This window comes from Heliomicrobium undosum, from assembly GCF_009877425.1.
Taxonomy (GTDB): Bacteria; Bacillota; Desulfitobacteriia; order Heliobacteriales; family Heliobacteriaceae; genus Heliomicrobium; species Heliomicrobium undosum.
This window is the reverse complement of sequence record NZ_WXEY01000010.1, coordinates 58,129-82,347: the sequence shown is the minus strand read 5'-3', so window position 1 is coordinate 82,347 and position 24,219 is coordinate 58,129. Positions and strand designations below refer to the sequence as shown.

Genomic DNA, 24,219 nt, shown 5'->3' with positions numbered 1-24,219 from the left:
ATGAAGTAAAAGGAGATAGGGAAGATGAGTTTTGTGCTGGCAGAAGCAGCTGCGTCTCTGATGCTGACACCGGAAGAGTTCCGGGAGGCGCTGGAGATTTTTTTTGAAGAGGCTGAGAACACACTGGCCGGTATCGATGAAGCGTTGCCCAAAGGAGATGTGAAGGCGCTGAAAGCACTTTTTCACGACCTTAAAGGATCGGCATTCAATTTTCGTTTAGACGATGTGGGCGAGATGGCAAAGTCCCTGGAAGCCTGCGCCCTCTCAGGTGCTCTCGAACAAATCCGCCGGGAATTCCCCAATCTTCGGGGTGAACTGGCCCGGATCAAGGAGATGGTGGGCCTATAAGAGCGACCGACGCCTTTTGCCTCAATGGGAATCACACCGGAGCGCAGGAGTCAGATACAATGAAAAAGACGCCGCAATGTGCTACCATAGAAGTATAAGATTTGATCCGTTCATCTGTGGTCCCGAAAGGCGGGTTCCAGCATGACTCCATTTTTCGCGCGCGAACTGGACTATATCTTTTTTGTCTACGGTCTTAGCCTGATCGTGCTGGTATCTGTTGCGGGAATCCTTCGCCAGAGTGAAAACCGGCCTTTTTCCTGGAGCTATTTGGGATCGTACGGCTTATTCCTCGGACTTTCCGCCTGGCTCGATCTGATCGCCTGGAATTTTGGAGATGGCGCTTTTTTTGCTATCCTGCGGTTGTTGCTGACCGCGGCAGCCTTTTTTTCGCTTGCCCTTTTTGCGAAGAGCGGATTGGCAAAGGAAAAGGGCGCCGGCGGTGCTGTCGGCTTTTTGGCCTTCGCCTTGTTTGTAGGAGCGGGTGTCTTCCTCATGGCCGGTATGGCCGCCGGCTTATCCGGCGTGAACGTGGCGGTCCGTTACGGTTTGGGCTTCCTGTCCTGGGCGGGAGTTGCCTGGTCGATAGGGCGCCACGCCCGGCTTGGGGACCGGCGATCGGGCAACGCCCTTGCCGGCGCCTCGACCTGCCTGGTTTTACAGGCCCTTGCAGCTGTACTGGCGATGGCGGCTTTTTTTGCCGGCAATCAGCCGGAAGCGCCGACAACGGTCGCTCCTGCAATGGTCGATGTGGCCGGCGCGCCGGCGGCGGCGCTGCAACTGTTGCCAGCCATGGGAACGGTCTTTTTTCTCTGGCGTTATGCCTGGTTGGTTGATGAGCGGGAGCGCCGCCACCATCCCCTATCTGAGAAAATTGTCTGGTGGCGTCCTCTCGGGGCGTTCTTCCTGTTGCTCCTGATCGGATGGATGGCGACAGAATTGGTCGGCCAGGCTGGTGAGAGCCATGCCCGCCAGAGTCTGTTGACGCGGGCGAAAACAGCGGCTGCAGCCATCGGCGGGAATATGATCGCCCGTCTCTCAGGGACAGAGGCCGATCTGGACAACCCCGAATACCTGCGCTTGCGGGAGCGGGTTGCGGCCATGCGGGCGGCGAACGAGGACGCTCGCTTTGTCTATCTTTTGGGACAAAACGAAAAGGGCATGTTTTTTTACCTTGATTCAGAACCCGAAAGCTCTGACGACTACTCTCCCCCCGGAGAAAGCTATGACGACGCCTCAGCGGAGTTGCGGGAGATCTTCTCTACCGGTGAGGCTTTTGTCGAAGGACCCCTTGAAGACGACTGGGGCACCTGGGTTTCCGGTCATGCCGTCATTCGCGATCCCGAATCCGATCGGATCGTGGCTGTTTTTGGCATGGACGTGAGCGACCGCCTATGGCGGTTCACCATCGCCGGCTACCGCATGGTGGCCATCATCACCACGTTGGCCTTGTTCTGGGTCGTCCAGATCTTCTTTAAAGCCTTGTGGTCGGCCCGCCGGTCGGCGGAAAAATTGCGGGAGCAGGGGGTGCTCGTGCAAGGGGTCGCTGAAGGTTCGCAGCGGCTGCTGACCGTCAGCGAGTACAATGAAGCCATCCAGGTGGCGCTTGCCAGCTTGGGTCAAGCGGCAGGGGCCGATCGTGTCTATATTTTTGAGCACCATCGCCATCCCTGCTCGGAGGGCTGGGCGATCAGCCAGCGTTTCGAGTGGACTAGAGAATCCGTCTCGCCGCAGATCGACAATCAGGACTTGCAGAACTTCTCTTATGACGAGCACGGCCTCAACGACTGGTATGCCGCCTTTAGGTCTGGACAGCCGGTCAGCGGAACCTGCCGGACCTATTCGGAAGCGGAGCGGCAGGTGTTCCTTCCGCTGGGGATACAGTCCTTTCTGGCGGTGCCCATCTTCGCTGGCGGGATCTGCTGGGGATTCATCGGTTTTGACGACTGCAGCCGGGAGCGCGCCTGGACCGACTACGATAAGATGATTTTGGCCGCCATGGCCGCCGGCATCGGCGGATTTATCGAGCGCAAGCGGGTGCAGGATGAACTGGCGCGAACGCGCGATCAGGCATTGGAGGCTTCACGGCTGAAATCGGAGTTTGTGGCCAACATGAGCCATGAGATCCGCACCCCCATGAACGCTATCATGGGGATGAACGAACTCCTGCTGGAAACCGACCTCGATGCGCAGCAGCGCGATTTTGCCGTCATTGTTCGCGAATCAGCGGAGGGGTTGCTCCGGATTATCAACGATATCCTCGACTTTTCCAAGATTGAAGCCGGGAAGATGACCATCGATGAGACCGAGTTCCGCCTGGCCGATACGGTCGAAACGATCGCCGACATGCTTTCGGCCGGGGCGGGAAAAAAGGGGTTGGCCCTGAGCACCTTTATCGATCCCGCCATCCCCGCTGTCCTGCGAGGAGACGAGGGGCGGTTGCGCCAGGTCCTCCTTAACCTGGGGGGCAATGCCGTCAAGTTTACGGAACAGGGCGGCGTGACCATCCTGATCACCCCCGACGATCCGCCGGATGTCAGTCCGCTCCGCCTGCGTTTTGAGGTGATCGACACGGGTATCGGCCTGTCGCCTGTTGCCCGACAGCGTCTTTTTCAGCCCTTCACCCAGGCCGACGGGTCGACGACGCGCAAGTATGGCGGAACCGGTCTGGGTCTCTCCATTTCCCGCCGCATCATCGATCTGATGGGTGGCGAGATCGGCGTGGAGAGCGAATTCGGGCGTGGATCCACCTTCTGGTTTACCGTCCCCTTCACCGCCGTGGCTAAACCGGCGCCGTCGCCTGACGCAATCAAAGGAAAAAGAATGCTTGTTCTCGCCGGCGGTGGAACCAGTGTTACTCTAGCCCGCTACGGGGAAGCCTGGGGCCTCCGTTGCCGCTGCGCCGGCAGCGTAGATGAGGCGGTGCGCGCTGTTGACGAGGCCCATGCGGCGCAGGCCCCCTTTGACTTCATCATCATCGACGATGTGCTGCCGTATCATTCATTTAAGGACGGATTGCCGTTCATAGGCGACTCCCGCCGAAGGCAGGAGGGTGTCCCGGCGCCGATGTTGATCCTGTTGATCGCCATCGACGGCCGGGAGCGGGGAGAGGAGGCGCTGCGCGCTGGATTCTCGGCCTATCTTGTCAAACCGGTGAAAAGCGCCCACCTGGCGGCCTGCCTGACCCGTTTATCGACGGAGAAAGCGCCGCAGCCGGAGGTAGAGAATCCGGAAGGGCAGCAACCCGAGGCGCCTGCAGTGAAGCGCGGCGCCCAGATGACGACCACTGAGGCGACGCCTAAAGCGGTCCCACTGCCGGCAGCCGGGGACATGCCAACGTCCGGCGATTTCTTAGCGGACATATCCCGACTCGATGGAGGCGAAATCCTCGTCGTCGAAGACAACCGGTCCAATCAGAAGCTGGCGCTGCTGCTGTTGAAGCGGCTCGGCTATCAGGGGCATTGCGTGTCCACGGGCCGTGAGGCGGTCGAAGCGGTGGCGCGCCATCCCTTTTCCCTGGTGTTGATGGATTGTCAGATGCCAGATATGGACGGATATGAGGCGACCCAGGCTATCCGTCGCGCCGAGGCCGAAGGCGTTGGCCGTCTGCCCATCATCGCCATGACGGCCAACGCCATGCAAGGGGACCGCGAACGTTGTCTCGCTGCCGGCATGGACGACTATACGACCAAGCCGATCCGTCCTGAAAAGCTGCGAGAGATCCTGAAGCAATGGATGCCTCCTCCTGAACACACGTGAAGGAGAAATTCCAGCGAGTGACAAATCTGCCTTTTGCGACTGCTTTCCCGCCGCTGGGGGCAGTCTTTTCTTTCTTAATCGACAAAAGGCCAATCCTTTACGTCGATAAACTTGCTGTAGGCCGAACCCTTGGATTGTTTTTTTCTTTTAAGCATTCATTGGGGGAAACGAGAAAATATATAGTTTCACTTAAATTGACAGTTGTTCTCGCCATGGACTACAATGAGCATACGAGGCAGGATTAAAAATTCTGAATTCTCCAGGAAAAGATTACAAAGCAAGAAATTTGCTCTGGCAGTAATGTATGAGGTGATGCGATGTCATCCGCCGTCGAACAGGCGCCCGTTCAGATCAATCTTGCCTGGTGCAAGGCCTGCGGGATTTGCTACGCCCTTTGTCCCACCAAAGCGCTGGGCGCTGATGAACTGGGAAAAGCCACCCTCGTCCAACCGAAAAAATGCACCAAGTGTAAGATTTGCGAAAATCATTGTCCCGATTTCGCCATTTCCGTCGCAGGGGGGAAGAGAACTTGACCACCATGCCCAACAAGGCCCGCTTGATGCAGGGCAACCAGGCCTGCGCCGAAGGCGCCATCTATGCTGGCCTCCGATTCTACGCCGGTTATCCCATCACCCCGTCGACAGAAATCGCGGAGATTCTAGCGGAACGGCTGCCCCAGGTGGGGGGGCGTTTCATCCAGATGGAAGATGAGATCGCAAGCATGGCCGCCATCATCGGCGGCGCCCTGACCGGTGCCAAGTCCATGACAGCTACCTCCGGTCCCGGTTTCTCGCTCAAGCAGGAAAACCTGGGCTACGGCATCCTCGCAGAGGTCCCTTGCGTCGTCGTCGATGTTCAACGGCTCGGTCCTTCCACAGGCGGACCGACGGCGCCCTCCCAGGGTGACGTGATGCAAGCCCGCTGGGGAACCCATGGCGACCATCCTGTCATCGCCATCTGCCCCAACTCGGTGCAGGAGTGTTTTGACCTGACGGTAAAGGCCTTCAACCTGTCCGAACGCTTTCGTATCCCTGTCCTGTTCATGCTTGATGAGGTCATCGGTCACATGCGGGAACGGATGGTCATTCCGGCCCCCGGCGAATTAGAAGTGTTGGATCGGAAAAAGACCGACCTTCCGCCCGGACAGTATGTTGCCTATGCCCCTGTTGATGATACACTCGTTCCGCCCATGGCCAACTTCGGCGAAGGATACCGGTTCCACGTGACCGGATTGCTCCATGACGAGACGGGGTTCCCCTCCAACAGTTCCTCCGTCGTCGGCGCCCACTTGGAGCGCTTGCACCGCAAGGTCGACCGCGGTCTCGACGAGATCATCATGGTGGAAGAGATCGAGACAGAAGACGCCGATGTCGTCATCATCGCTTACGGCTGTGTGTCCCGTTCGGCGGCCTATGTCGTGCGGGAAGCGCGCGCCCAAGGATTGCGGGTCGGCCTCCTGCGCCTGATCACCCTCTGGCCCTTCCCGGTCGACGCCGTCCGGCGTGTCGCCGAGGGCGCCCGGGCCATCATCGTGGCGGAAATGAACCTCGGCCAGGTGCTGGATGTGGTCAAGAGCGCTGTGGAAGGGCAGGTACCCGTCTATGGCGTCTGCCGGGCTGACGGAGAAATGATCGCTCCCGACACCATCCGGGAGAAGGTCGAGGAGGTACTATAAGTGTTTGCCGAAATCGAACAGTATTTCCGCACCAACCGACTCCCCCATATCTGGTGTCCCGGTTGCTCCAACGGCATCATCGTCAAGTCAATAGTGGAAGCCATCCAGAAGGCCGGCCTCGATCAGGATAAAACGGTCATCGTCTCCGGCATCGGCTGCTCCTCCCGGGCAACGGGCTACTTGAACTTCGACACCCTCCATACCACCCATGGACGCGCCATCGCCTTCGCCACTGGCGTCAAGGTGGCCAATCCGGAATTGAACGTCTTCGTCATCACCGGTGACGGCGACTGCACTTCTATCGGCGGCAACCATTTCATCCACGCCGCCCGGCGAAACATCGACCTTAATGTGATCCTCTTCAACAACAACATCTACGGCATGACTGGTGGGCAGTATTCGCCGATGAGCCCCACCGGGGCAAAAGGGACCACCGCTCCGTATGGTAATATCGAGCGCCCCTTCGACATCTGCAACCTGGCCATCGGCGCCGGCGCCACCTATGTGGCCCGCGGCAACTCCTTCCACACGCGCCAGTTGACCGACGTCATTCACGCCGGCATCACCAATAAAGGCTTCTCCTTCGTGGAGGCTCTCGCTGCCTGCCCCATCTACTACGGTCGCAAGAACAAGCAGGGCAGCGCCGCCGATATGCTCAAGTGGCAGAAGGACAATTGCCTACCCAAGGAGGCGGCTGACCGGCTGCCCCCGGAAAAAAAGGAAGGCAAAATCCTGACGGGTATCCTCCACCACGTACCGGCTCCAGAGTATACGGAGCAGTACGAAAAAATCATCGACAGATTCAAGGAGGCCAACAGCAATGCGTGATAGTTGGGAAATCCGACTGGGCGGCACCGGCGGTCAAGGTCTGATCACCGGCGGGATCATTCTGGCCGAAGCGGCCATCCTCGATGGGAAGAACGCTGTTCAATCCCAGAGCTATGGTCCCGAGTCCCGTGGGGGTTCCTCCAAAGCCGAGGTCATCATTTCCGGCGACCGGATTGACTACATGAAAGTCAAGGATGCTGACCTGCTGCTGGCCATGAGCCCGGAAGCGGCCAAGAAGTACATCGATGAGGTCAAGGAAGACGGCATCGTCATCCTCGACAGCACCTATGTCAAGAACTGTGAGCCTACGAAGGGAAGGGTTTACCGCATCGACATCAGCCGTCTGGCCCGCCAGGACGTGGGTCGCGAAGTGGTGGCCAATATCGTCGCCCTGGCTGTTATCGTCGGCCTGACCGGCGTCGTCTCCCGGGAAGCCCTCGAAAAGGCTGTCCTTTCCCGCATCCCGAAAGGGACCGAGGAGATGAACAAGAAGGCCATCGCCGTCGGCTTTCAAGCGATTGAGGAAGCCTTGAACGCCGCTTAAGGCATGGAAAGCGCATCCCGAGGATGGTACCATACACCTTCATGCATGCTATCAATAAAAGCCCTGTCACCGCAGTGGAAGCGGTGACAGGGCTTTTTTACGCAAAAGCCGCTTTGGCCACCGGCGTGCCGGATACAGCCAAAGCGGCAGGAGGGTTACCGGCGCCGGAGCGCCTCACGGATGTCGACGACGGCGTCGGTGATGGTCCGCAGTTCCCGAATGAACCAAGCGACCAGGCCGATATAGGCCACAACAGCAAAATGGGCTGCGTTGGCGTGCATCCTCCGGAAGCCTGAACAGTGCTGCATGCGGTCACCTCCCAGGGTTAGCATGCCCCGGGAGGCGCGTTTTTTTTACGTGACTTAGTAGGGACAATAATAAACCGTATTGTATCCGTCGACGGCAACCAGACGCAGGGGGGTCGTAGCGTCCCACACCTTCTGCCGGGTCATCTGATCGAAGTCGAAGAGGTATAACTCGTATTTCGACGATTCGCCGGCTGCAGCCCCTTCCGATCTGGCGTCGATCATGTAGAAGAGCTTGCCGTCGCGGTTCCAGGCGTGGGTCAGGTGGGTATCGACGGGGAGGCTGTGGATTTTGACCCGGCGCCAGCCGAAAAAGGATGTGATTTCCCGGTTGGCGGCGATCAGATCGAAACGGTTCTCGAGTTTTCCTGCTGTCGTCGGGGTTGCCGTCGCCGCGCTCGCCGCTGGCTGGAACTGACGCATGATGATCAGCCGTTCATTGGGGGAAGCGCAGAGGAAACGGTTGGATTCGGCACTGTCAAAGCCGGTAAGCCAGCGGATGCTGCTTTCCGAGTGGGGGCGCACCTCCCCAACGTGGTGACGGCCCGTGTCATTCCCGTTCGCTGTGGCCTCTGTCTCCATGATGATCGTGGAGGGGTACTTCAGCCAGGCGACCGGGGCGACCGTTTTTCCGAGGTCGGTCATCTGCAGCATCTCCCGCGTCTCCGGCGAGTAGCGGTAAATCTCGCAGCGTTCCGGCGAAGTGTATTGGCTAAAAATGAGGTAACTGCTGTCAGGCGACCACCGCGGCGAGCGCAGGTCAGCCCCCATGCCAACGGGGGTGCGGTTCTGGGTTTTAACCTCGTAGACGAAGAGGGGGTTGTCCAGGGCGATGTACTTGTCATCCGGGGACCAGATGGGCAGATTGGGACGTTTGTCTGACTGATGGACATTCTTCACGTCACCGTCGTTGACGCGCGCCAGGCTGACTGTGTAGGTGGGCGCGCCGTCCCCTTTCGGGCGAGTCACCGTGCCGAAGGTGACCATGCTGTCGTCGGGGCTCCAGGCGATGGCCGGGAAGAATTCAGTCCCGTCCTCAACAGCGAGCCGGTGCAGGCGGATCGCTTGTCGGGATTTCATATTGACCACATAGAGACTGTTGCGTGTGGTGAAGGCCATGCGCTCTTTTTTGTTGCTGAAGGTGATGCTGGACCACTGGACCTCGTCTCTGGCGGCGGACTCGCTTGACTTCTTCTCCGGGGTGGGTTTGACGTCACCCAAGCCGGGCGTGCGAACCGTGTAGGAGGCAAGTGCCTGTTCACAGATTTCTCTCAGGTCGACGAGATGGTAACCGGCCGGCAGATCTTCCAGGGGAGGAAGGGTTTTTGCCTCAACCCACTGGGTGTCCGGGCCCGGAACAATGCTGTCGGCGGTCGTAAGGGGAAAGCGTTTGTTCGAGGCGAGGTTGTAGGCGGCGAGGGTGACGACGAGCAGGGCGGCGATCAAGGGGATTCCCGGCTTAAGGCGTTTCATGGATGACCTCCTGGTGGTGATGGCCCACATTTTAGATTCTGTCTGGACTAGACCTGAATTAGACAAAAGCTACCGAATTCCTGCCGAAAAAAGTGAAACTTATGGCGCTTGTCCTTTTTCCTTTCCCTGGCTCATAAGCTGTAGTGGAATCATTGGAAGGGTGAGGCGGAAGTCGGCCCTTTGCGAAAGATGACATGGGCAAGATGACATAGAAAGAAAAGGAGTGGGAGTTCAATGGTCTCTCTCTGGCACTGGAAGCCTGTTTGGGCCGGTCTACTGCGGGCGGCTGCGATTCTCGCCGGTGGAATGGCCCTGACTATTGTCCTTCTCTGGAGGTTATCGGGGCCGGTGTACTTTTTAAGTCCCTGGATCATCGTCCTCCTGGGGGCAGCGGCTTTTTTCGGCGGATACCGGGCAGCCCGATTGGCCAGGCGCCGCGGTTGGCTGCAAGGACTGATCGTAGGCATGCTGCTGGCGCTGTTCTTCATGACCTTGTGGTCTTCGACGGGCGCTTACTCACTGACCATTGCCGGCGCCGATGCGCTTATGCTCATGATGCTCGGCGCCGCCGGCGGTGTCTTGGGGGTGCAATCGACGGGTAGGACGAATCGGGTGCTGACCGGGCGGTAGGGGAATAAGGCGGTTCCGGCGAGCGCAACCTAGCTTACGAAGCCATGTAAACTGAAATTAGCGATACGGAGGCGAAAATGGATTGGGCATTCATCGCAGGAATTATCAATATTATCGTCATAGACCTTGTACTTAGCGGTGATAACGCGGTTGTCATCGCCATGGCAACCAAAGGACTGCCCGATGAATACCGCAAGAAAGCGATGTTCTGGGGAGCGGCGATGGCCGTAGGGCTTCGGATAGCCCTCACCTTCATCGTTGCGCTGCTGTTGCGCATCCCCCTGATTCAGTTTATCGGAGGGCTTCTCCTTGCGTGGATCGCACTGAAGTTGCTTTACCCCGAGAAACCGGTCGACGAGATGATAAATGTAGGAAGTGATTTCAAAAAAGCCATACTCACCATCATCAGCGCTGACGTGTTGATGAGTCTCGACAATGTGCTGGCATTAGCCGGGGCATCCCATGGGAATGTTTACTTGCTTGGCTTTGGACTTGCCCTAAGCATCCCGGTTGTTTTGACGGGAAGCGCCTTTCTGTCTAACCTGTTGCACCGGCATACCTGGTTGGTCTACGTCGGTTCGGGTATTCTCGCCTGGACGGCGGGAAAAATGGTCATCCATGATCAGAGCATCGGCCCCTTTGTTCAACAGATCCCCATATCGGAGTATCTTGTCCCACTCGTTATTACAGCCTTCGTCATACTGATCGGCAAGCGGATCAGAGACAGGGCTGCAGTCGCCGAAGGAAGATGAAAATAAGGTCGGACATGTTCAAACCGCTTGATTTCCTTCGCGAAGACGGCATGATGTAATATCAGTCATGAAAAACGGCAAGGCTGCTTCCCTAGAAGAAGCAGCCTTGCCGTTTTTCATCCGATCCTTCTAGACGGATACCATCAGAATCCGAGTCCGGACAGCACCTTGCGCAGTTCGCCGGCGCTGTGGCGCAACAAACCTTCCTCCTGATGGCTCAGAGGGAGGTCGAGGATCCTTTCCCGGCCGCCGGCGTAGACGAGGCTGGGCAGGCTGAGACAGACATCGCGAATCCCGTAGTCGCCTTCTATGAGGCTGGAGATGGTCAGCACCGAGTGTTCGTCGCGCAGGATGGCCTCACAGATGCGCCGGACAGCGAGGGCGATGGCGTAGTAGGTGGCGCCCTTGCGCTCAATGATGTGGTAGGCCGCCGTTTTCGTTTCTTCAAAAAGGGCTTGCCGGTCAAGGGGCGCCTTGCCGAAGAAGTCGATATGCTCCAGGTCCGCGCCGGCAATATTCGCCAGGCTCCAGAGCGGCACCTCCGTATCGCCGTGTTCGCCGGCGATGTAGGCGTGGACGTTGCGCACGTCGACGCCGAAATGACGGCTGAGGGTGTAGCGGAGGCGGGAACTGTCGAGGACGGTGCCGGAGCCGATGACCTGCCGGGGGGGCAGGCCGCTGATTTTGAGGGCCGCGTAGGTCAGGATGTCGACGGGGTTGGCGACCATCAACAAGATGGCGTCAGGGCAGTGTTTCATCAGTTCGGGGATGGCTTGTTTGAGGATGGCCGTGTTTTTCTCGGCCAGGTCCAACCGGGTTTCTCCCGGTTTCTGGTTGGCGCCGGCGGTGAAGATGACGATGCGCGATCCCTTGCAGTCGCTGTAATCGCCGGACACCACCTCGACGGGGCTGACAAAGGAGACGCCGTGGCTTAAGTCCATGGCTTCCCCTTCGGCCTTCTTTTTATTGATATCCACAAGCACCAGTTCCGAGGCTGTCGAGGCGCTGAGGAGCCCGAAGGCGGTGGCTGCCCCCACATTGCCTGTTCCGATGATGGAGACACGAACATCCATAGAAAAAGCTCACCTCGGGCCTAGTATGCCCGGTTAGAAATACGGAACTCTGTGAGCCCTTTGACCAGCAGGGTGAGCGTTTCGTTGACCGGGGTGGCGACGCCCCAATGGCGGCCCAGGCGCGCCACCGCACCGTTGATGGCGTCGATCTCCGTGACCTGCCCGCGCTCCATGTCCCGGAGCATGCTGGAACGGTTGGTCGCCGTCGCTGTGGCGACAGCCTTTGCCCGACCAGCTGGATCGGCGGTGATGGTCACGCCGGCAGCCGCCGCCACCGCCGCCGCCTCGGCGACAGCCGCCTCCAAGATGGTTGTCAGCGCAGGCGCGTCGAGGATCTTTCCATTGGGGATGCCGGCGATGGCTGTCAGGGCGTTGATGCCCACATTGACGAGCAGTTTGTCCCAGAGCAGGCCGGTCACATTGTCGCTGGCTGCCGCGTTCAGCCCGGCCCGGTTGAAACGCGCTACGATCGCTTCCACACGGGACGAGTGAATGCCCCCCGGTTCTCCCAAGTGGGTTTGGCCCCGACCGGTCAGACGGACACAACCGGGTTCGACGAAGAGGGCGCCGAAGGAACTGGTTCCCACCAGCACCCGTTCGGCGCCCCAGCGTTCAGCCAGGATCTCGGCGTTGCCCAAGCCGTTTTGCAGGGTGAGCAGGGAGGTGTGCGGGGCCAGAAGCGGCCCCAACCTCTCTGCAGCTGCTGTCGTGTCGGTCGCCTTGACCAGAACGATCACCAGATCAGCCGGACCGGCTTCCTCGGGACAGGTCGTGGCGCGTAGGGGAATCAGTGACGTCTTTTCGGCCCCGTCGAGCCCCTCGAGGCGAAGACCCTGTTCGTTAAGACTCCGCACATGGTCGGCCTTGCGGTCGATGAGTGTCACATCGGCGCCGGAGCGGGCCAGCAGGCCGCCGTAGAGACAGCCCATGGCCCCGGCGCCCAGCACGGTGATGCGCATCAATAGAGCCCTTTCATCTCGTCATCCATGCCGAAGCTGTGTTCCGGGCCAGGGAAGACGCCGTCGGCCACCTCCCGGGCATAGTCGCCGAGGGCCGCCCGGATGGCGGGGCCGGTCTGGGCATACTGTTTGACGAACTTGGGGACGAAGCGATCATAGATGCCGAGCAGGTCCTGGATGACGAGGACCTGGCCGTCACAGTAAGGGCCTGCGCCAATGCCAATAGTTGGGATGGAGAGGCTGGTGGTGATCGTCCGGGCCAGGCCGACGGGAACGCATTCGATGACAATGCTGAAAGCGCCGGCCGCTTCTAAGGCGAGGGCGTCTTCCAGCAACTGCTGGGCCGCGTCCTCCGTCTTGCCTTGGACCTTGAAGCCACCCAGTTGGGCCGCCGTCTGCGGCGTCAGGCCGATGTGACCCATGACGGGGATGCCGGCGTCGACGAGGGCGCGCACCGTCGGGGCCATCCGCGTTCCCCCTTCCACCTTGACGGCTTCGATGCCGCTCTCTTTGAGCATGCGGTTGGCGTTGCGAATGGCGTCCTCTTTGGAGACATTGTAGGTGCCGAAGGGCATGTCCGCCACGATGAGGGTGTTTGGGGCGCCGCGGACGACAGGCTTGCTGTGATGGATCATCTCATCGAGGGTGACCGGCACGGTGCTGTCATAGCCCAGGACAACCATCCCCAGGGAATCGCCAACCAGGATGATCTCGATCTCACTCTCGTCGACGAGGCGGGCGAAGGGGTAGTCATAGGCGGTGATCATGCGGAGGCGTTTTCCTTGCTTCTTCATCTCTTTGCACTGGGGCAGGGTGATCTTCTTTGCCAAAACGATTCCTCCTGTTTGCTACTGATATGGTGCGAAAGAAGATAGGTGGATACAATGGGCTTCCTGTATGGGCGCCGGTGGCGGCGCCAAAATGCGCTGCCGCCCTGATGGGCGGTCAGCCGCTTTCTACCTCTCCTCGCCAGCCGCTCATGCCGCCGCGGAAGTTTTTCACGCCCGCGAAGCCCTGTTTTTGCAGCGTCTGGACGGCCATCCGGCTGCGCATGCCGCTGGCGCAGATGACGACAATCTGTTTCTTCCGGTGCGGCTCCAGTTCGGCCAGGCGCTGTTTAAGTTCCTGCACGGGGATGTTGAGAGCGCCGACCGGCCGGCGTTTTCCGTGTTCCCGGGCGGTCCGCACGTCGAGCAGGAGCGATTGTTCCCGGTCAGCCAGGATGCGCACGGCCTCTTCATAGTGGATGTCCGAGCCGCTGCCGAAAAAATAGCGGGCTGCCAGCCAGATCACGATCGCGCCGATGGCGGCGGTTGCAATCATCTGTACGAAATCCATCTGGGCTCCCCCTGTCTGCTTAGTATTTTTCCTTTTTTGCTCCCGCTGATTTCTTATTTTTTATTGACCCGCCCCGATCTCCTCCATTTTCTCCCTCGGGTGGATTGAATCGTCGAAAAACCGGGGATATAATGGTAACGCTACGGGGAAAGGGGTTGGAAATGGGATGAATGAAGAAATTCGTGTCGAATATTTGCGGGTCGAAATCCTGGAAAAGGTTTTCAACGATGTGGGAGAATATGTAGGCAAATGCAGCCATGAGGCAGGCGGTCTGCTGCTGGGCGATGTCTATTTCCAGGAGCGATCGGGCATTCTGGGCGCGCTCATCCGTGTGGAAACCTTCCTGCCGGCGCTGCACGCCGAACCGGTGCATACGAGCCTGAAATTGACCCAGGCAGACTGGGAGGAATGGGAGCGCCTGCGCAAACTGGCGCCCAAACTGCAGGTGCTGGGCTGGGTGCACAGCCATCCCGGCTGCGGCCTTTTCTTTTCCGGTCAGGATCTGACCAATCAACAAGAGCACTTCTCCCGCCCCTGGCACATCGGCTGGGTTGTCGATCCCCAGTCCGGCACCCATGGCTTTTACCGGTGGCGCAAAGGCGCCATGGTCGCCACAGAGGACTGGCAAGCGATCCAGGTCACCCGTTCCGCCCGCTCCCAACCGGTGCCGCTCTACCCTCGTTCGTCGCCGGCTGGCAAAAATCCTTCTCCTTCCAGCCCTGCCGCCTATGGCTCCGCCCACGCCGCTCATCCCGCGTCATCAAACGCGACGATGACCAGCGCTGCCTCTTCGAGCACTTCGCCATCCGGCCTTGTGACACCTGGCGTTGCGGCGACTGGTTTTACGCAACCTAGATTCAACCCGATTGAGGATACAGCCCGCCTCATGATCGCCGATCCCGATGTGGAGGAGGATGGCGCCGCAGAAAAAGGAAAACCTGTGTTTGTCATCGATGATACGGCTGCCGGATCGGCCTTGCTTGCCATCTCCAATGATCGACTGCGTGGTTCGCGGGACCCGCTGAAAGATACACCTCTAGAGGCGCGAATTCGCGGGTACCGGACCGAGAGGTCCTGGAAGCGGGCTGCGATGACCTTTGGCATGGGCCTCCTGATCTTCCTGGCCGCCGCGCTGGTGACCGTAGGCGTATACACACTGTGGTGGAAATAGCATTGAGGACAATCAGCGTCCTGACGAAGTTCGGACGTTTGTGAATTATCGAACAAAAAAGCCTATGCAGGAATTCTGTCAGGATCGAACGAATACCCATCGAACGATATTGTTGACGGAAGCGGAAGATCACCAGAACAAATCATTACTATTAGCGGCACTAATAGTGCACAAGGTGTTTGATCTAAAGACCAACCGGATGAAAAGCTGGCAACATATGATCCCCTTTTGCCGAAATTATTACAGGTGGTGCATGAACCCATGATCGACCAGATTCCCGCCCTGCTCGCCGGTGAGCGACGGGTGGCGGCCAAGATGATCACCCTCGTGGAAAACGGCGGCCCTGAGAAACAGGAACTGCTGAAAGCCCTCTATCCCCATACAGGCAAGGCCTACATCGTCGGCATCACCGGTTCGCCCGGCGCCGGCAAATCGAGCCTGACGGATCGCCTGATCTCCGGCCTGCGCAAGCAGGGCAAGAAGGTCGGCGTTGTCGCCGTCGACCCGACAAGCCCCTTTACCGGCGGCGCGATCCTCGGTGATCGCATCCGCATGAATGAGCACTACATGGACAAGGATGTCTTCATTCGCTCTATGGGCACCCGGGGCAGCCTGGGCGGCCTAGCCCGGGCGACGAAAGAGGTGCTCAAGGTCCTCGATGTCTTCGGCTGCGACTACATCCTTGTCGAAACGGTCGGCGTCGGCCAGTCCGAGCTCGAGATCATGACGGCCGCCGACACGACTGTCGTCGTGCTCACCCCCGGCGCCGGCGACTCGATCCAGGCCATCAAGGCGGGCATCATGGAGATCGCCGATGTCTTCGCCGTCAACAAGGCCGACCTGGAAGGGGCCGATCGTGTTGTCACCGAGATCGAGGTCATGCTCGATCTGGGCGCCCGCACCCGCCCCGGCGCCGCCCAGCAGTGGCGTCCTCCCGTTGTCCGGACGGTGGCGATGCGCGACAGCGGCATCGATCAACTGCTGGCGGCCATCCAGAAGCACCGCGATCACCTGGAGACGACAGGCAAGCTCGCCGACGAACGCAAACAGCGCATCAAGCTGGAATTGCGGGAAGTGATCGAGCATCACATCAAGGACCTGATCCGGAATAAGGTGGAAAAAACAGGCGAGTGGGATCGCATCCTCGACGAGGTGATCCAGCGCACCCTCGACCCGCACACGGCGGCGGAACAGGTGCTCGACATCGGGTTAGCATCCGGGCAGCCGCAAGCCGACTAAATGAGAGCCCTATTGTCGACGAACTTGACAAATAAGGGCGAAGTGCCTAAGATAAAGGGCAAATCCATCGGATGAAAAACGACGATGGGGAGGAGTACACCGTTTTAAACCCTGCAGAGAGGCGACCCGGGGAGAATATCCCCTGGCTGAAAGGTCGCTGGGTGGCGCGGTGGAAGTCGCCCCGGAGTGCCGAGAGGCCGGCAGGACCCGTTATCGTCCCCCAAGAGCGCTTTTTCGACCGCCTTTACCGGCGGCCGGAAGAACAAAGGTGGTACCGCGGAGCACTCCGTCCTTTGCCGGACGGGGTGCTTTTTATTTTTGACTACCGGGGAGATTTTCCCGGGAAGGAATGGAAAGCGGAGAAAGCATTCGCTGCGGACCGATGGGAATATGACGGGAGGAATGAAATCAAGTGAGCGAAGCAACAACTTCCGGTTTGTCCAAAACCTACGATCCGAAACAGGTGGAATCCAAGCGGTATGAGTGGTGGAACGAGAAGGGCTTTTTTACGGCCGACGTGAAGAGCGGCGGCAAACCCTTTTCCATCGTCATGCCCCCGCCGAACGTGACGGGCAGCCTGCACCTCGGCCACGCCATGGACAACACCCTTCAGGACATCCTCTCCCGCTTCAAGCGGATGCAGGGTTATAACGTGCTCTGGGTCCCCGGCACAGACCATGCCGGCATCGCCACCCAAGCAAAGGTGGAAGAGGCCCTGGCAAAAGAAGGCGTCTCCAAGTATGACCTGGGGCGGGAGGCTTTTCTGGAGCGGGTCTGGGACTGGAAGCACCAGTACGGCACACGCATCACGACCCAACTGCGCACCCTGGGATCCTCCTGCGACTGGACGCGGGAGCGTTTCACCATGGATGAGGGTTGTTCCGAAGCGGTCCAGGAGGTCTTCATCCGCCTCTATGAAAAAGGGCTGATCTACCGGGGCAACCGGATCATCAACTGGTGCCCCAAGTGCCAGACAACCATCTCCGACATCGAGGTGGAGCATGAGGAGCGCGGCGGCCACCTCTGGCACATCCGCTATCCCGTCCAGGACGGCGACAGTGAGGTTGTCGTGGCGACGACCCGCCCCGAGACGATGCTCGGCGACACCGCCGTGGCCGTTCACCCTGACGACGACCGCTACAAGCACCTGATCGGCAAGATGGTCATGCTGCCCATCCTCAACCGGGCCATCCCTGTCATCGCCGACGCCTATGTGGACCCCGCCTTCGGCACCGGCGTCGTCAAGATCACCCCCGCCCATGACCCGAACGACTTCGAGGTGGGCCTCCGGCACAACCTGCCCCAAATCACCGTCATGACGAAGGAAGCGGTCATGAATGAAGAAGCCGGCCCCTACGCCGGATTGGACCGCTACGAATGCCGCAAGCGCATCGTCAAGGACCTGGAGGCCCAGGGCTATCTCGTCAAGGTGAACGACCATGTCCACGCTGTCGGCCAGTGCTACCGCTGCGACACCGTCGTCGAACCGATGGTGTCGCCCCAGTGGTTTGTTCGTATGAAGCCCCTGGCCGAACCGGCCATGGAGGTCGTCAAGGACGGCCGGCTCAAGTTCGTGCCGGAGCGGTTCACCAAGATCTACCTGGGCTGGCTGGAAAACATCCGTGACTGGTGCATCTCGCGGCAGCTCTGGTGGGGCCACCGCATCCCCGTCTGGTACTGTGACGACTGCGACTACATCTACTGCGGCCGCGCCGAGGAGCTTCCCGAGGTTTGCCCGAAATGCGGCGCCAGCCACTTTGAGCAGGACCCCGATGTGCTCGACACCTGGTTCTCCTCCGGCCTCTGGCCCTTCTCGACGCTCGGCTGGCCGGAAAAGACGCCGGAACTGGCCAAGTACTACCCCACGTCGGTCCTCGTCACCGGCCGGGACATCATCTTCTTCTGGGTGGCCCGCATGGTCTTCATGGGTCTGGAGTTCATGGGCGACGTGCCCTTCCGGGAGGTCTTCATCCACGGCCTGATCCTGGACGCCCAGGGTCGCAAGATGTCCAAATCCCTCGGCAACGGCGTCGACCCCATCGAGATCATCGACCAGTACGGCGCCGACACACTGCGCTTCATGCTCGTCACCGGCAATACGCCCGGCAATGACATCCGCTTCCATTTTGAACGTCTGGAAGGGATCCGTAACTTCGCCAACAAGATCTGGAACGCCTCCCGCTTCGTCCTGATGAACCTGGAGGGCTTTGAGATCCACCAGCCTTGGGGTGAACTGACCCTGGCCGACCGCTGGATCCTCTCGCGCTACAACCGCCTGATCGGCGAGACGACGACGGCGCTGGAACAGTACGACCTGGGCGAGGCGGCCCGCCTGATCTACGAATTCCTCTGGAACGAGTACTGCGACTGGTACATCGAACTGGCCAAACCGCGCCTCTACGGCAAGGAAGTGGGCGTCGCCGACGCCGCCGCTTCGCGCCAGACGGCGCAGAAGGTGCTCACCCATGTGCTGCGGGGCACCTTGCAATTGCTTCATCCCTTCATGCCCTTCCTGACGGAAGAGATCTGGCAGCAACTGCCCCACCACGGCGAATCGATCATGGTCGCCCCCTGGCCGGAAGCCGAGCCGGAGCGCATCAACTCCTCCACCGAGGAAGAGATGGCCCTCGTCATGGATGTCATCCGCGCCATCCGCAACATCCGGGCGGAGATGAACGTGGCGCCGGGCAAGCGCGCCGAGGTGATCCTGGTTTGTGGCAATGAGGAACACCGCCGGATCCTCGCTCGGGGCGCCGCCTACATCATCAATCTGGCTAGCGCCTCCGAGGTGGAAATCGAAGGGACCGGCTACGGGCAGCCGGAGGGGGCGGCGACAGCCATCGTTGGCGATACAGCCATCTACCTGCCTTTGAAAGGGCTCATCGACCTGACCAAGGAGATCGACCGATTGACCAAGGAACTGCGGGCTGTCGAAGACGAAGTCCGCCGTCTTGGCAGTAAGCTGAACAACGCTGGCTTCGTCGCCAAAGCGCCAGCTGAGGTGGTCGCCAAGGAGCGCGAGAAGGAAGGGGAGGCGTTGCGGAAAAAGGCCGCCCTGGAAGAACGCCTGCGCACCCTCACATCGTTGGGGACCTGATGGATCGGAAGGCGCAGGATGCCGCTTTTGATGACGCGCTGGCCTATTTAAAAGACCTGACCAAGTTCGGCTTCAACTTCGGCCTCGACCGCATCACCGAACTGCTGCGCCGCCTCGGCGACCCGCACCGCAAGAAGCGTCCTGCCTTCATCCATATCGGAGGCACCAACGGCAAGGGCTCCACCTCCGTGATGACCGCCGCCGTCCTGCAGGCCGCGGGCCACCGCGTGGGTTTGTTCACGTCGCCCCATCTGCATTGCTACACCGAGCGGACCCGCATCAACGGCCAACCGATCCCGAAGGCGACGATGGCGGCGCTGATCGCCGAGCTGCGGCCCCACCTGGAGGCGATGGTGGCCGGTGGGTTTGAGCATCCCACTGAATTTGAAGTCTGGACGGCCCTGTCGCTGCTCTATTTCGACCGCCAAGCCGTCGATGTGGTCGTCCTGGAGGTGGGCCTCGGTGGGGCCATCGATTCGACGAACGTGGTGACGCCCATCGTCGCCTGCATCACCAATGTCTCCTTCGATCACATGGACTACCTGGGGACGACGCTGCCGGAGATCGCCGCCGTCAAAGCAGGGATTGTCAAAGCAGGTGTCCCGCTGGTGACGGCCAGCGACGACGCCGCTGTCCTGGCGGTGCTCCTGGAGAAGGCGCGGAGCGTTGGCGCGCCGATCATCCAGGTCGTTCGCCGGGGGCCGAGACTGACGAGCGCCACTCCCGTCAAATGGTATCCCGTAACTGCGAGGGGGAGGGCGGGAATCCTTGTCGAGGGCCGCCTCGGCTTCTATGGTCCCTTTACACCGCCCTTGTCCGGCAAACACCAGCAGGTTAATCTGGCGACTGCCGTGGCTGTCTTGGAAGCGGCAAAGGAAAAGGGGTTTGACTGGCGCCCCGATCACCTGGAAGCGGGGCTTCGCCAGGTTATCTGGCCCGGTCGTTTGGAGCGGATCGGCCCTTTCCTGCTCGACGGCGCCCACAATGTGGCCGGCGCTCTCTCTTTGGCCGCTTCGCTCCGGGAGGAAGGAGCGGGGAAGCATGTCTTCGTCCTGGGCATGCTGGCCGACAAAGAGCGGGAACGGGTCGTCGACATCCTGGCCCCCCTGGCCGATGCCATCGTCGTCACACGGCCCAACAGCCCCCGCGCCGGCGAGTGGCAGGCATTGGCGTCCCTGGCGGCTCGCCGTTGTGACCGCGTTACAGTTGTTCCCGACATCGGCGAAGCATTGAAGACGGCCTGGCTGTTGACACAGGGCCCGGAAAAAGCGGATGGGGAAGGACCAGCCCCGATCGTCGTCACCGGTTCCCTATACATGGTGGCAGAGGCGCGAGGAATGATCCTTTCCCACGAATGTAATCGAAGATTTGACGAAAAATGAGATGGTGGCTTCACCATCTCTTTTTCTGCTGATATAATGGTTGAGGTGTGCCCGTAAAGAATCGGTTATGGATGTTAGCATTTCGTAAAAAACAGGAAGAAGGGTTTAAACAACATGCTGCTGTCATTGAAGCCCCGGGAAGACAAGTTCTTCACGCTCCTGGAACAAAGTGCCCGCATCGTGCATCGCGGCTCTGCTGTCTTTCAATCGCTGATGAAGGATTACCAGCTCCTGTCGGTCAAAATGGCCGAAATCACCGAGGTCGAACATGAAGGTGACGACATCACCGCCAACATCTCCGACCAACTCAACTCCACCTTCATCACGCCCATCGATCGGGAAGACATCTACACCTTGAGCAACCGGCTGGATGACATCCTCGATAACATTCACGGAACCATCGAACGCATGCATCTTTATCGGACAGGCGAACCCTCCGAAGACCTGGTCGTCCTGGTCGATGTGCTGGCCGAGGCGACGCTTCTGCTGGTCTCCGCCTTTGAACTGATGCGCAATATGCGCAAGGAGCAGGAAAAGATCATCGAAACCTGCGCCAGGATCAAGCAGTGTGAGAGCGACGGCGACCGCATTTACCGGCGCGGCATGGCCAAGCTCTTCAATGAACTCAACGAGCCCATCGAACTGATCAAGTGGAAAGAGATCTGGGAACGGGTCGAAGACGCCATCGACAACTGCGAGCATGTGGCCAAGATCGTCAAAGGAGTCGCCCTCAAGAATGCCTAACATTGAAATTGTCGTCTTCGCCGTCGTCTTTTTGGCCCTCGCCTTCGATTATATCAACGGCTTTCATGACACAGCCAACGCCGTCGCCACGTCGGTCTCCACGCGGGCCATCTCGCCGCGCAACGCCATCATGCTGGCAGCGGTAATGAACTTTGTGGGCGCCCTCTCCGGCACCGCCGTGGCCAAGACCATCGGTTCCGACATCGCCGACCCGGGGGCTGTGACACTGTCCGTTATCCTGGCTGCGCTGGTCGGGGCGATTTTCTGGAACCTCCTCACCTGGTATTACGGTATTCCCTCTTCCAGTTCCCACGCATTGATCGGCGGTGTCATCGGCGCTGTTGTGGCTGGACAAGGCGTCACCCATCTGAAGTGGGCCGGCATTAAAAAGATCGTCTTCATCCTCCTCGCCTCGCCGATTATCGGCCTTGTCGTCGGATTCTTCATCATGACGGCGCTTTGGTGGCTGTCGCGCAAGTGGACGCCGGGCCGGGTCAACCAGCGCTACCTGCGCCTGCAGATCCTGGCCGCGACGGCGGCCGCCTTTTCCCATGGATCCAACGATGCCCAGAAGTCCATGGGCATCATCACCATGGCCCTCTTCAGCACCGGCATGATCGCCACCTTTGAGGTGCCAAAGTGGACTATCTTCGCCTGCGCCCTGGCCATGGCCCTTGGCACGGCTGTCGGCGGCTGGAAGATCATCCGCACCATGGGTGGACGGATCGTCAAACTGGAGCCCATCAACGGCTTTGCCGCCGACCTCAGTTCCTCTATGGTGATTTACGGCGCTTCGCTTTTTGGCATGCCTGTCAGTACCACACACGTTGTATCTTCGTGTATAATGGGGGTAGGCTCGGCCAAACGCGTCTCCGCCGTCCGTTGGGTCGTAGCCAAGCGTATCGTGACCGCCTGGATTTTTACCATACCGGCGTCGGCCGCAGTAGCGGCCTTGTCCTACGCAGCGATCCATCGGTTAATCGGTATCTAGAAAGAAGGGATTTGGCGTGAAAACCCTGAAAATCCCCGAAGCCACAATCATCCGGTTGTCCATGTATTCCCGCTACCTGAGCCAGGTGGAAGAGCGGGGCGTGCAAATGATTTCTTCGGGAGAGATCGCCGAGGGGGTGGGAGTCAGTCCCGCCCATGTCCGCAAGGATCTGGCCTATTTCGGGGAATTCGGCACACGCGGCGTCGGCTACAATGTCGACGAACTGCAACACCACATTTTGAATATCCTCCGTTTGAACCGGGAATGGCGCGTCGTCATCGTCGGCGCCGGTCATCTTGGCTCCGCCCTCGCCATGTACAGGGGTTTTGGGGAGCGCGGCTTCCACCTGGTCGGGATTTTTGACAGCGACCCGGCCAAGATCGGAAGGAAGTACGACGACATCGCCGTGCAGCCCATCGAGGAACTGGCACAGACGGTCAAGGAGAAACAGGTGGGCATCGGCATCATCACCGTGCCGGCCACCGTAGCCCAAGAGGTGGCTGATATCCTCGTCAACTCCGGCGTAGACGCCCTCTTGAACTTCGCCCCCTGTGTCTTAAGCCTCCCGCCCAGGATTGAACTGCGCAACGTGGACCTGTCAGTGAATCTGGAGGTTTTGACCTTTAATCTTGGGTCGCGGGGGAAATTGTAAAGTCGTGATTGCTTCTTTTTTGCTAACGTTCTAGCTTTTTGCTGTACTTATAGGAGAAAAAGCACCCTCGTTTATTCCGTTTATTTTTGCGGGATAGGCGAGGGTTTTTATTATGGCCCGCCAACGAGCCTTCACAAGGAGGCGGCTTTTCATTTTCCTGCTGTTGTTTCATGAAAAACCCTATTCCCCGCCACACTACACAGCAACAGAAGTAAAAAAGGGGGCATTAAACAATAATGTCCGACCCATACGCCAAAGGAATGCTCCGCGTCCACCCCTACGCCAAGAAAAAGGATGTCGTCGGCGAACTGGTAGCGATCCTGGAAGGAAAGTTGGAAAACCGTGGACTGCAACTCATCAAGCCGATCTCCCGCGCGCTGGCCGAGGACGAGATCCACGAGATCATCGTCACCGACGAAAGGGATGCCGGACCGGGAAAACAGGTCGACCGCATCGCCTATCTCGCTTTTTTCGAGGTCAAGGGAGGCGGCGTCATCGTCACCGGCGATCCCGTTTTTTTAAAAGGGAAACTCCTCGGCCATATCGCCGGTTTCGACGAGACCCACATGCCTAACCATATCAACATCGTCATCAAGTCCGACGAGCGACAGTCAGGCGTCTCCATCGGCGCTGAGATCGGCCAGCAACTGCTGATCAAAAGCCCCGATTGAACAGCCTTGAATTACGTCCCCGGTTGACCGAAGACTCCCGTCCTGACAAACGCTGAAAAAGCACATGATTTTCCCCGCCTCGGTGAAACTAGCGATGAGTTTCAAGCCATTCGCACATTCAGGAGGTGAAGGGATGTCCGTAGAAGCGAAACTGCAGGAGCTGGGGCTCACGCTGCCGGAAGCGCCTAAGCCGGTGGCCGCCTACGTGCCCTCCGTCAAGGCTGGTGACTTCATCTACACGTCAGGGCAGATCCCCTTTGTCAACGGCGAGTTGAAATACAAGGGCAAAGTGGGCAAGGACCTGACGGCAGAAAAAGCCTATGAGGCGGCCAAAGTCTGCTGTCTAAACTGCCTCGGCGTGATCAAGGGGCAGGTGGGCGATCTCAACCAGGTGAAAAAGATCGTCAAGGTGGTCGGCTTCGTCAACAGCGCGCCCGGCTTTCAGGGCCAGCCCGGCGTCATCAACGGCGCTTCGGAACTGCTGGGCCAAGTCTTCGGTGACAAAGGACAGCACGCCCGCTCCGCCGTCGGGGTGAACGAACTGCCCCTCGACGCCGCTGTGGAAGTCGAGATGATCGTCCAGGTTTGAGC

At 59.4% G+C, this 24,219-nt stretch carries 23 protein-coding genes; 17 read left to right on the top strand and 6 right to left on the bottom strand.

Going from position 1 to position 24,219, the window contains the following annotated elements:
- Nucleotides 1-24 precede the first annotated feature (24 nt).
- From GTO91_RS10695 to GTO91_RS10670, 6 genes are all read left to right on the top strand, one after another.
- A complete protein-coding gene (locus GTO91_RS10695; protein ID WP_161258707.1) occupies nucleotides 25-348 on the top strand; it encodes an Hpt domain-containing protein in 324 nt (107 codons plus the stop codon).
- 141 nt (nucleotides 349-489) lie between these two features.
- Nucleotides 490-4,104 carry a response regulator gene (locus tag GTO91_RS10690; RefSeq protein ID WP_161258706.1) on the top strand — a complete coding sequence of 1,205 codons (3,615 nt, stop codon included), beginning with the start codon at nucleotides 490-492 and terminating at the stop codon, nucleotides 4,102-4,104.
- A 317-nt stretch (nucleotides 4,105-4,421) separates the two neighbouring features.
- Complete coding sequence (locus GTO91_RS10685; RefSeq protein ID WP_161258705.1) at nucleotides 4,422-4,637, top strand: 4Fe-4S binding protein; 216 nt, start codon at nucleotides 4,422-4,424, stop codon at nucleotides 4,635-4,637.
- Between the two features lie 5 nt (nucleotides 4,638-4,642).
- Nucleotides 4,643-5,779, top strand: a complete 1,137-nt coding sequence (locus tag GTO91_RS10680; protein ID WP_161258742.1) for a 2-oxoacid:acceptor oxidoreductase subunit alpha — start codon at nucleotides 4,643-4,645, stop codon at nucleotides 5,777-5,779.
- Nucleotides 5,780-6,607, top strand: coding sequence for a 2-oxoacid:ferredoxin oxidoreductase subunit beta (locus GTO91_RS10675; protein WP_161258704.1), 828 nt, complete (start codon nucleotides 5,780-5,782; stop codon nucleotides 6,605-6,607). It begins immediately after the preceding gene.
- Nucleotides 6,600-7,151: a 2-oxoacid:acceptor oxidoreductase family protein gene (locus GTO91_RS10670; RefSeq protein ID WP_161258703.1), complete on the top strand. Its 552-nt coding sequence runs from the start codon at nucleotides 6,600-6,602 to the stop codon at nucleotides 7,149-7,151. Before GTO91_RS10675 ends, GTO91_RS10670 begins: the two co-directional genes overlap by 8 nt.
- A gap of 155 nt (nucleotides 7,152-7,306) precedes the next feature.
- Here GTO91_RS10670 and GTO91_RS10665 read toward each other — a convergent pair whose 3' ends face one another.
- Complete coding sequence (locus tag GTO91_RS10665; RefSeq protein WP_161258702.1) at nucleotides 7,307-7,459, bottom strand: hypothetical protein; 153 nt, start codon at nucleotides 7,457-7,459, stop codon at nucleotides 7,307-7,309.
- Nucleotides 7,460-7,513: 54 nt separating this feature from the next.
- The gene (locus tag GTO91_RS10660) at nucleotides 7,514-8,929 is read right to left on the bottom strand and encodes a TolB family protein (protein WP_161258701.1); all 1,416 of its coding nucleotides are present in this window, start codon (nucleotides 8,927-8,929) and stop codon (nucleotides 7,514-7,516) included.
- 234 nt (nucleotides 8,930-9,163) lie between these two features.
- Between GTO91_RS10660 and GTO91_RS10655 the strand changes: the two genes are divergently transcribed.
- The gene (locus GTO91_RS10655; RefSeq protein WP_161258700.1) at nucleotides 9,164-9,559 is read left to right on the top strand and encodes a TIGR04086 family membrane protein; all 396 of its coding nucleotides are present in this window, start codon (nucleotides 9,164-9,166) and stop codon (nucleotides 9,557-9,559) included.
- 77 nt (nucleotides 9,560-9,636) lie between these two features.
- Nucleotides 9,637-10,311: a TerC family protein gene (locus GTO91_RS10650; RefSeq protein WP_161258699.1), complete on the top strand. Its 675-nt coding sequence runs from the start codon at nucleotides 9,637-9,639 to the stop codon at nucleotides 10,309-10,311.
- A gap of 143 nt (nucleotides 10,312-10,454) precedes the next feature.
- Here GTO91_RS10650 and GTO91_RS10645 read toward each other — a convergent pair whose 3' ends face one another.
- The 4 genes from GTO91_RS10645 to GTO91_RS10630 all read right to left on the bottom strand — a co-directional run bounded on the left by GTO91_RS10645 (nucleotide 10,455) and on the right by GTO91_RS10630 (nucleotide 13,681).
- Complete coding sequence (locus tag GTO91_RS10645) at nucleotides 10,455-11,384, bottom strand: L-lactate dehydrogenase (RefSeq protein WP_161258698.1); 930 nt, start codon at nucleotides 11,382-11,384, stop codon at nucleotides 10,455-10,457.
- A 20-nt stretch (nucleotides 11,385-11,404) separates the two neighbouring features.
- Nucleotides 11,405-12,343, bottom strand: coding sequence for a ketopantoate reductase family protein (locus tag GTO91_RS10640; RefSeq protein WP_161258697.1), 939 nt, complete (start codon nucleotides 12,341-12,343; stop codon nucleotides 11,405-11,407).
- On the bottom strand, nucleotides 12,343-13,173 hold the full coding sequence (gene panB / locus GTO91_RS10635) for a 3-methyl-2-oxobutanoate hydroxymethyltransferase (protein WP_161258696.1): 831 nt from the start codon (nucleotides 13,171-13,173) through the stop codon (nucleotides 12,343-12,345). Before panB ends, GTO91_RS10640 begins: the two co-directional genes overlap by 1 nt.
- Before the next feature lie 115 nt (nucleotides 13,174-13,288).
- Nucleotides 13,289-13,681 (bottom strand): rhodanese-like domain-containing protein, encoded by a 393-nt coding sequence (locus GTO91_RS10630; RefSeq protein ID WP_161258695.1) that lies wholly within the window; start codon nucleotides 13,679-13,681, stop codon nucleotides 13,289-13,291.
- Nucleotides 13,682-13,847: 166 nt separating this feature from the next.
- Here GTO91_RS10630 and GTO91_RS10625 point away from each other — a divergent pair, with 166 nt between their 5' ends.
- The 9 genes from GTO91_RS10625 to GTO91_RS10585 all read left to right on the top strand — a co-directional run bounded on the left by GTO91_RS10625 (nucleotide 13,848) and on the right by GTO91_RS10585 (nucleotide 24,217).
- The gene (locus tag GTO91_RS10625; protein ID WP_161258694.1) at nucleotides 13,848-14,852 is read left to right on the top strand and encodes a Mov34/MPN/PAD-1 family protein; all 1,005 of its coding nucleotides are present in this window, start codon (nucleotides 13,848-13,850) and stop codon (nucleotides 14,850-14,852) included.
- A gap of 261 nt (nucleotides 14,853-15,113) precedes the next feature.
- A complete protein-coding gene (meaB, locus tag GTO91_RS10620; protein WP_161258693.1) occupies nucleotides 15,114-16,091 on the top strand; it encodes a methylmalonyl Co-A mutase-associated GTPase MeaB in 978 nt (325 codons plus the stop codon).
- Between the two features lie 412 nt (nucleotides 16,092-16,503).
- Complete coding sequence (locus tag GTO91_RS10615; RefSeq protein WP_161258692.1) at nucleotides 16,504-19,188, top strand: valine--tRNA ligase; 2,685 nt, start codon at nucleotides 16,504-16,506, stop codon at nucleotides 19,186-19,188.
- Nucleotides 19,188-20,570 carry a bifunctional folylpolyglutamate synthase/dihydrofolate synthase gene (locus GTO91_RS10610; protein ID WP_161258691.1) on the top strand — a complete coding sequence of 461 codons (1,383 nt, stop codon included), beginning with the start codon at nucleotides 19,188-19,190 and terminating at the stop codon, nucleotides 20,568-20,570. Before GTO91_RS10615 ends, GTO91_RS10610 begins: the two co-directional genes overlap by 1 nt.
- Before the next feature lie 114 nt (nucleotides 20,571-20,684).
- Complete coding sequence (locus tag GTO91_RS10605) at nucleotides 20,685-21,314, top strand: DUF47 domain-containing protein (protein ID WP_161258690.1); 630 nt, start codon at nucleotides 20,685-20,687, stop codon at nucleotides 21,312-21,314.
- Complete coding sequence (locus GTO91_RS10600; RefSeq protein ID WP_161258689.1) at nucleotides 21,307-22,305, top strand: inorganic phosphate transporter; 999 nt, start codon at nucleotides 21,307-21,309, stop codon at nucleotides 22,303-22,305. Before GTO91_RS10605 ends, GTO91_RS10600 begins: the two co-directional genes overlap by 8 nt.
- Nucleotides 22,306-22,321: 16 nt before the next feature.
- On the top strand, nucleotides 22,322-22,957 hold the full coding sequence (locus GTO91_RS10595; RefSeq protein ID WP_161258688.1) for a redox-sensing transcriptional repressor Rex: 636 nt from the start codon (nucleotides 22,322-22,324) through the stop codon (nucleotides 22,955-22,957).
- A 236-nt stretch (nucleotides 22,958-23,193) separates the two neighbouring features.
- The gene (locus tag GTO91_RS10590) at nucleotides 23,194-23,628 is read left to right on the top strand and encodes a DUF6917 domain-containing protein (RefSeq protein ID WP_161258687.1); all 435 of its coding nucleotides are present in this window, start codon (nucleotides 23,194-23,196) and stop codon (nucleotides 23,626-23,628) included.
- Between the two features lie 133 nt (nucleotides 23,629-23,761).
- Entirely contained in the window at nucleotides 23,762-24,217 is a 456-nt protein-coding gene (locus GTO91_RS10585) for a RidA family protein (RefSeq protein ID WP_161258686.1), read from the top strand.
- Nucleotides 24,218-24,219: the final 2 nt, after the last annotated feature.

Excerpts from the sequence above, each read along its gene's own strand:
- GTO91_RS10640 (WP_161258697.1), bottom strand. The coding sequence starts at position 12,343 with ATGCGCATCACCGTGCTGGGCGCCGGGGCCATGGGCTGTCTCTACGGC.
- GTO91_RS10585 (WP_161258686.1), top strand. The coding sequence starts at position 23,762 with ATGTCCGTAGAAGCGAAACTGCAGGAGCTGGGGCTCACGCTGCCGGAA.
- GTO91_RS10600 (WP_161258689.1), top strand. The coding sequence starts at position 21,307 with ATGCCTAACATTGAAATTGTCGTCTTCGCCGTCGTCTTTTTGGCCCTC.
- GTO91_RS10665 (WP_161258702.1), bottom strand. The coding sequence starts at position 7,459 with ATGCAGCACTGTTCAGGCTTCCGGAGGATGCACGCCAACGCAGCCCAT.
- GTO91_RS10685 (WP_161258705.1), top strand. The coding sequence starts at position 4,422 with ATGTCATCCGCCGTCGAACAGGCGCCCGTTCAGATCAATCTTGCCTGG.
- GTO91_RS10630 (WP_161258695.1), bottom strand. The coding sequence starts at position 13,681 with ATGGATTTCGTACAGATGATTGCAACCGCCGCCATCGGCGCGATCGTG.
- GTO91_RS10695 (WP_161258707.1), top strand. The coding sequence starts at position 25 with ATGAGTTTTGTGCTGGCAGAAGCAGCTGCGTCTCTGATGCTGACACCG.
- GTO91_RS10605 (WP_161258690.1), top strand. The coding sequence starts at position 20,685 with ATGCTGCTGTCATTGAAGCCCCGGGAAGACAAGTTCTTCACGCTCCTG.
- GTO91_RS10660 (WP_161258701.1), bottom strand. The coding sequence starts at position 8,929 with ATGAAACGCCTTAAGCCGGGAATCCCCTTGATCGCCGCCCTGCTCGTC.
- GTO91_RS10590 (WP_161258687.1), top strand. The coding sequence starts at position 23,194 with ATGTCCGACCCATACGCCAAAGGAATGCTCCGCGTCCACCCCTACGCC.
- GTO91_RS10645 (WP_161258698.1), bottom strand. The coding sequence starts at position 11,384 with ATGGATGTTCGTGTCTCCATCATCGGAACAGGCAATGTGGGGGCAGCC.
- GTO91_RS10690 (WP_161258706.1), top strand. The coding sequence starts at position 490 with ATGACTCCATTTTTCGCGCGCGAACTGGACTATATCTTTTTTGTCTAC.
- GTO91_RS10655 (WP_161258700.1), top strand. The coding sequence starts at position 9,164 with ATGGTCTCTCTCTGGCACTGGAAGCCTGTTTGGGCCGGTCTACTGCGG.
- GTO91_RS10680 (WP_161258742.1), top strand. The coding sequence starts at position 4,643 with ATGCCCAACAAGGCCCGCTTGATGCAGGGCAACCAGGCCTGCGCCGAA.
- GTO91_RS10625 (WP_161258694.1), top strand. The coding sequence starts at position 13,848 with ATGAATGAAGAAATTCGTGTCGAATATTTGCGGGTCGAAATCCTGGAA.
- GTO91_RS10670 (WP_161258703.1), top strand. The coding sequence starts at position 6,600 with ATGCGTGATAGTTGGGAAATCCGACTGGGCGGCACCGGCGGTCAAGGT.
- meaB (WP_161258693.1), top strand. The coding sequence starts at position 15,114 with ATGATCGACCAGATTCCCGCCCTGCTCGCCGGTGAGCGACGGGTGGCG.
- GTO91_RS10610 (WP_161258691.1), top strand. The coding sequence starts at position 19,188 with ATGGATCGGAAGGCGCAGGATGCCGCTTTTGATGACGCGCTGGCCTAT.
- GTO91_RS10650 (WP_161258699.1), top strand. The coding sequence starts at position 9,637 with ATGGATTGGGCATTCATCGCAGGAATTATCAATATTATCGTCATAGAC.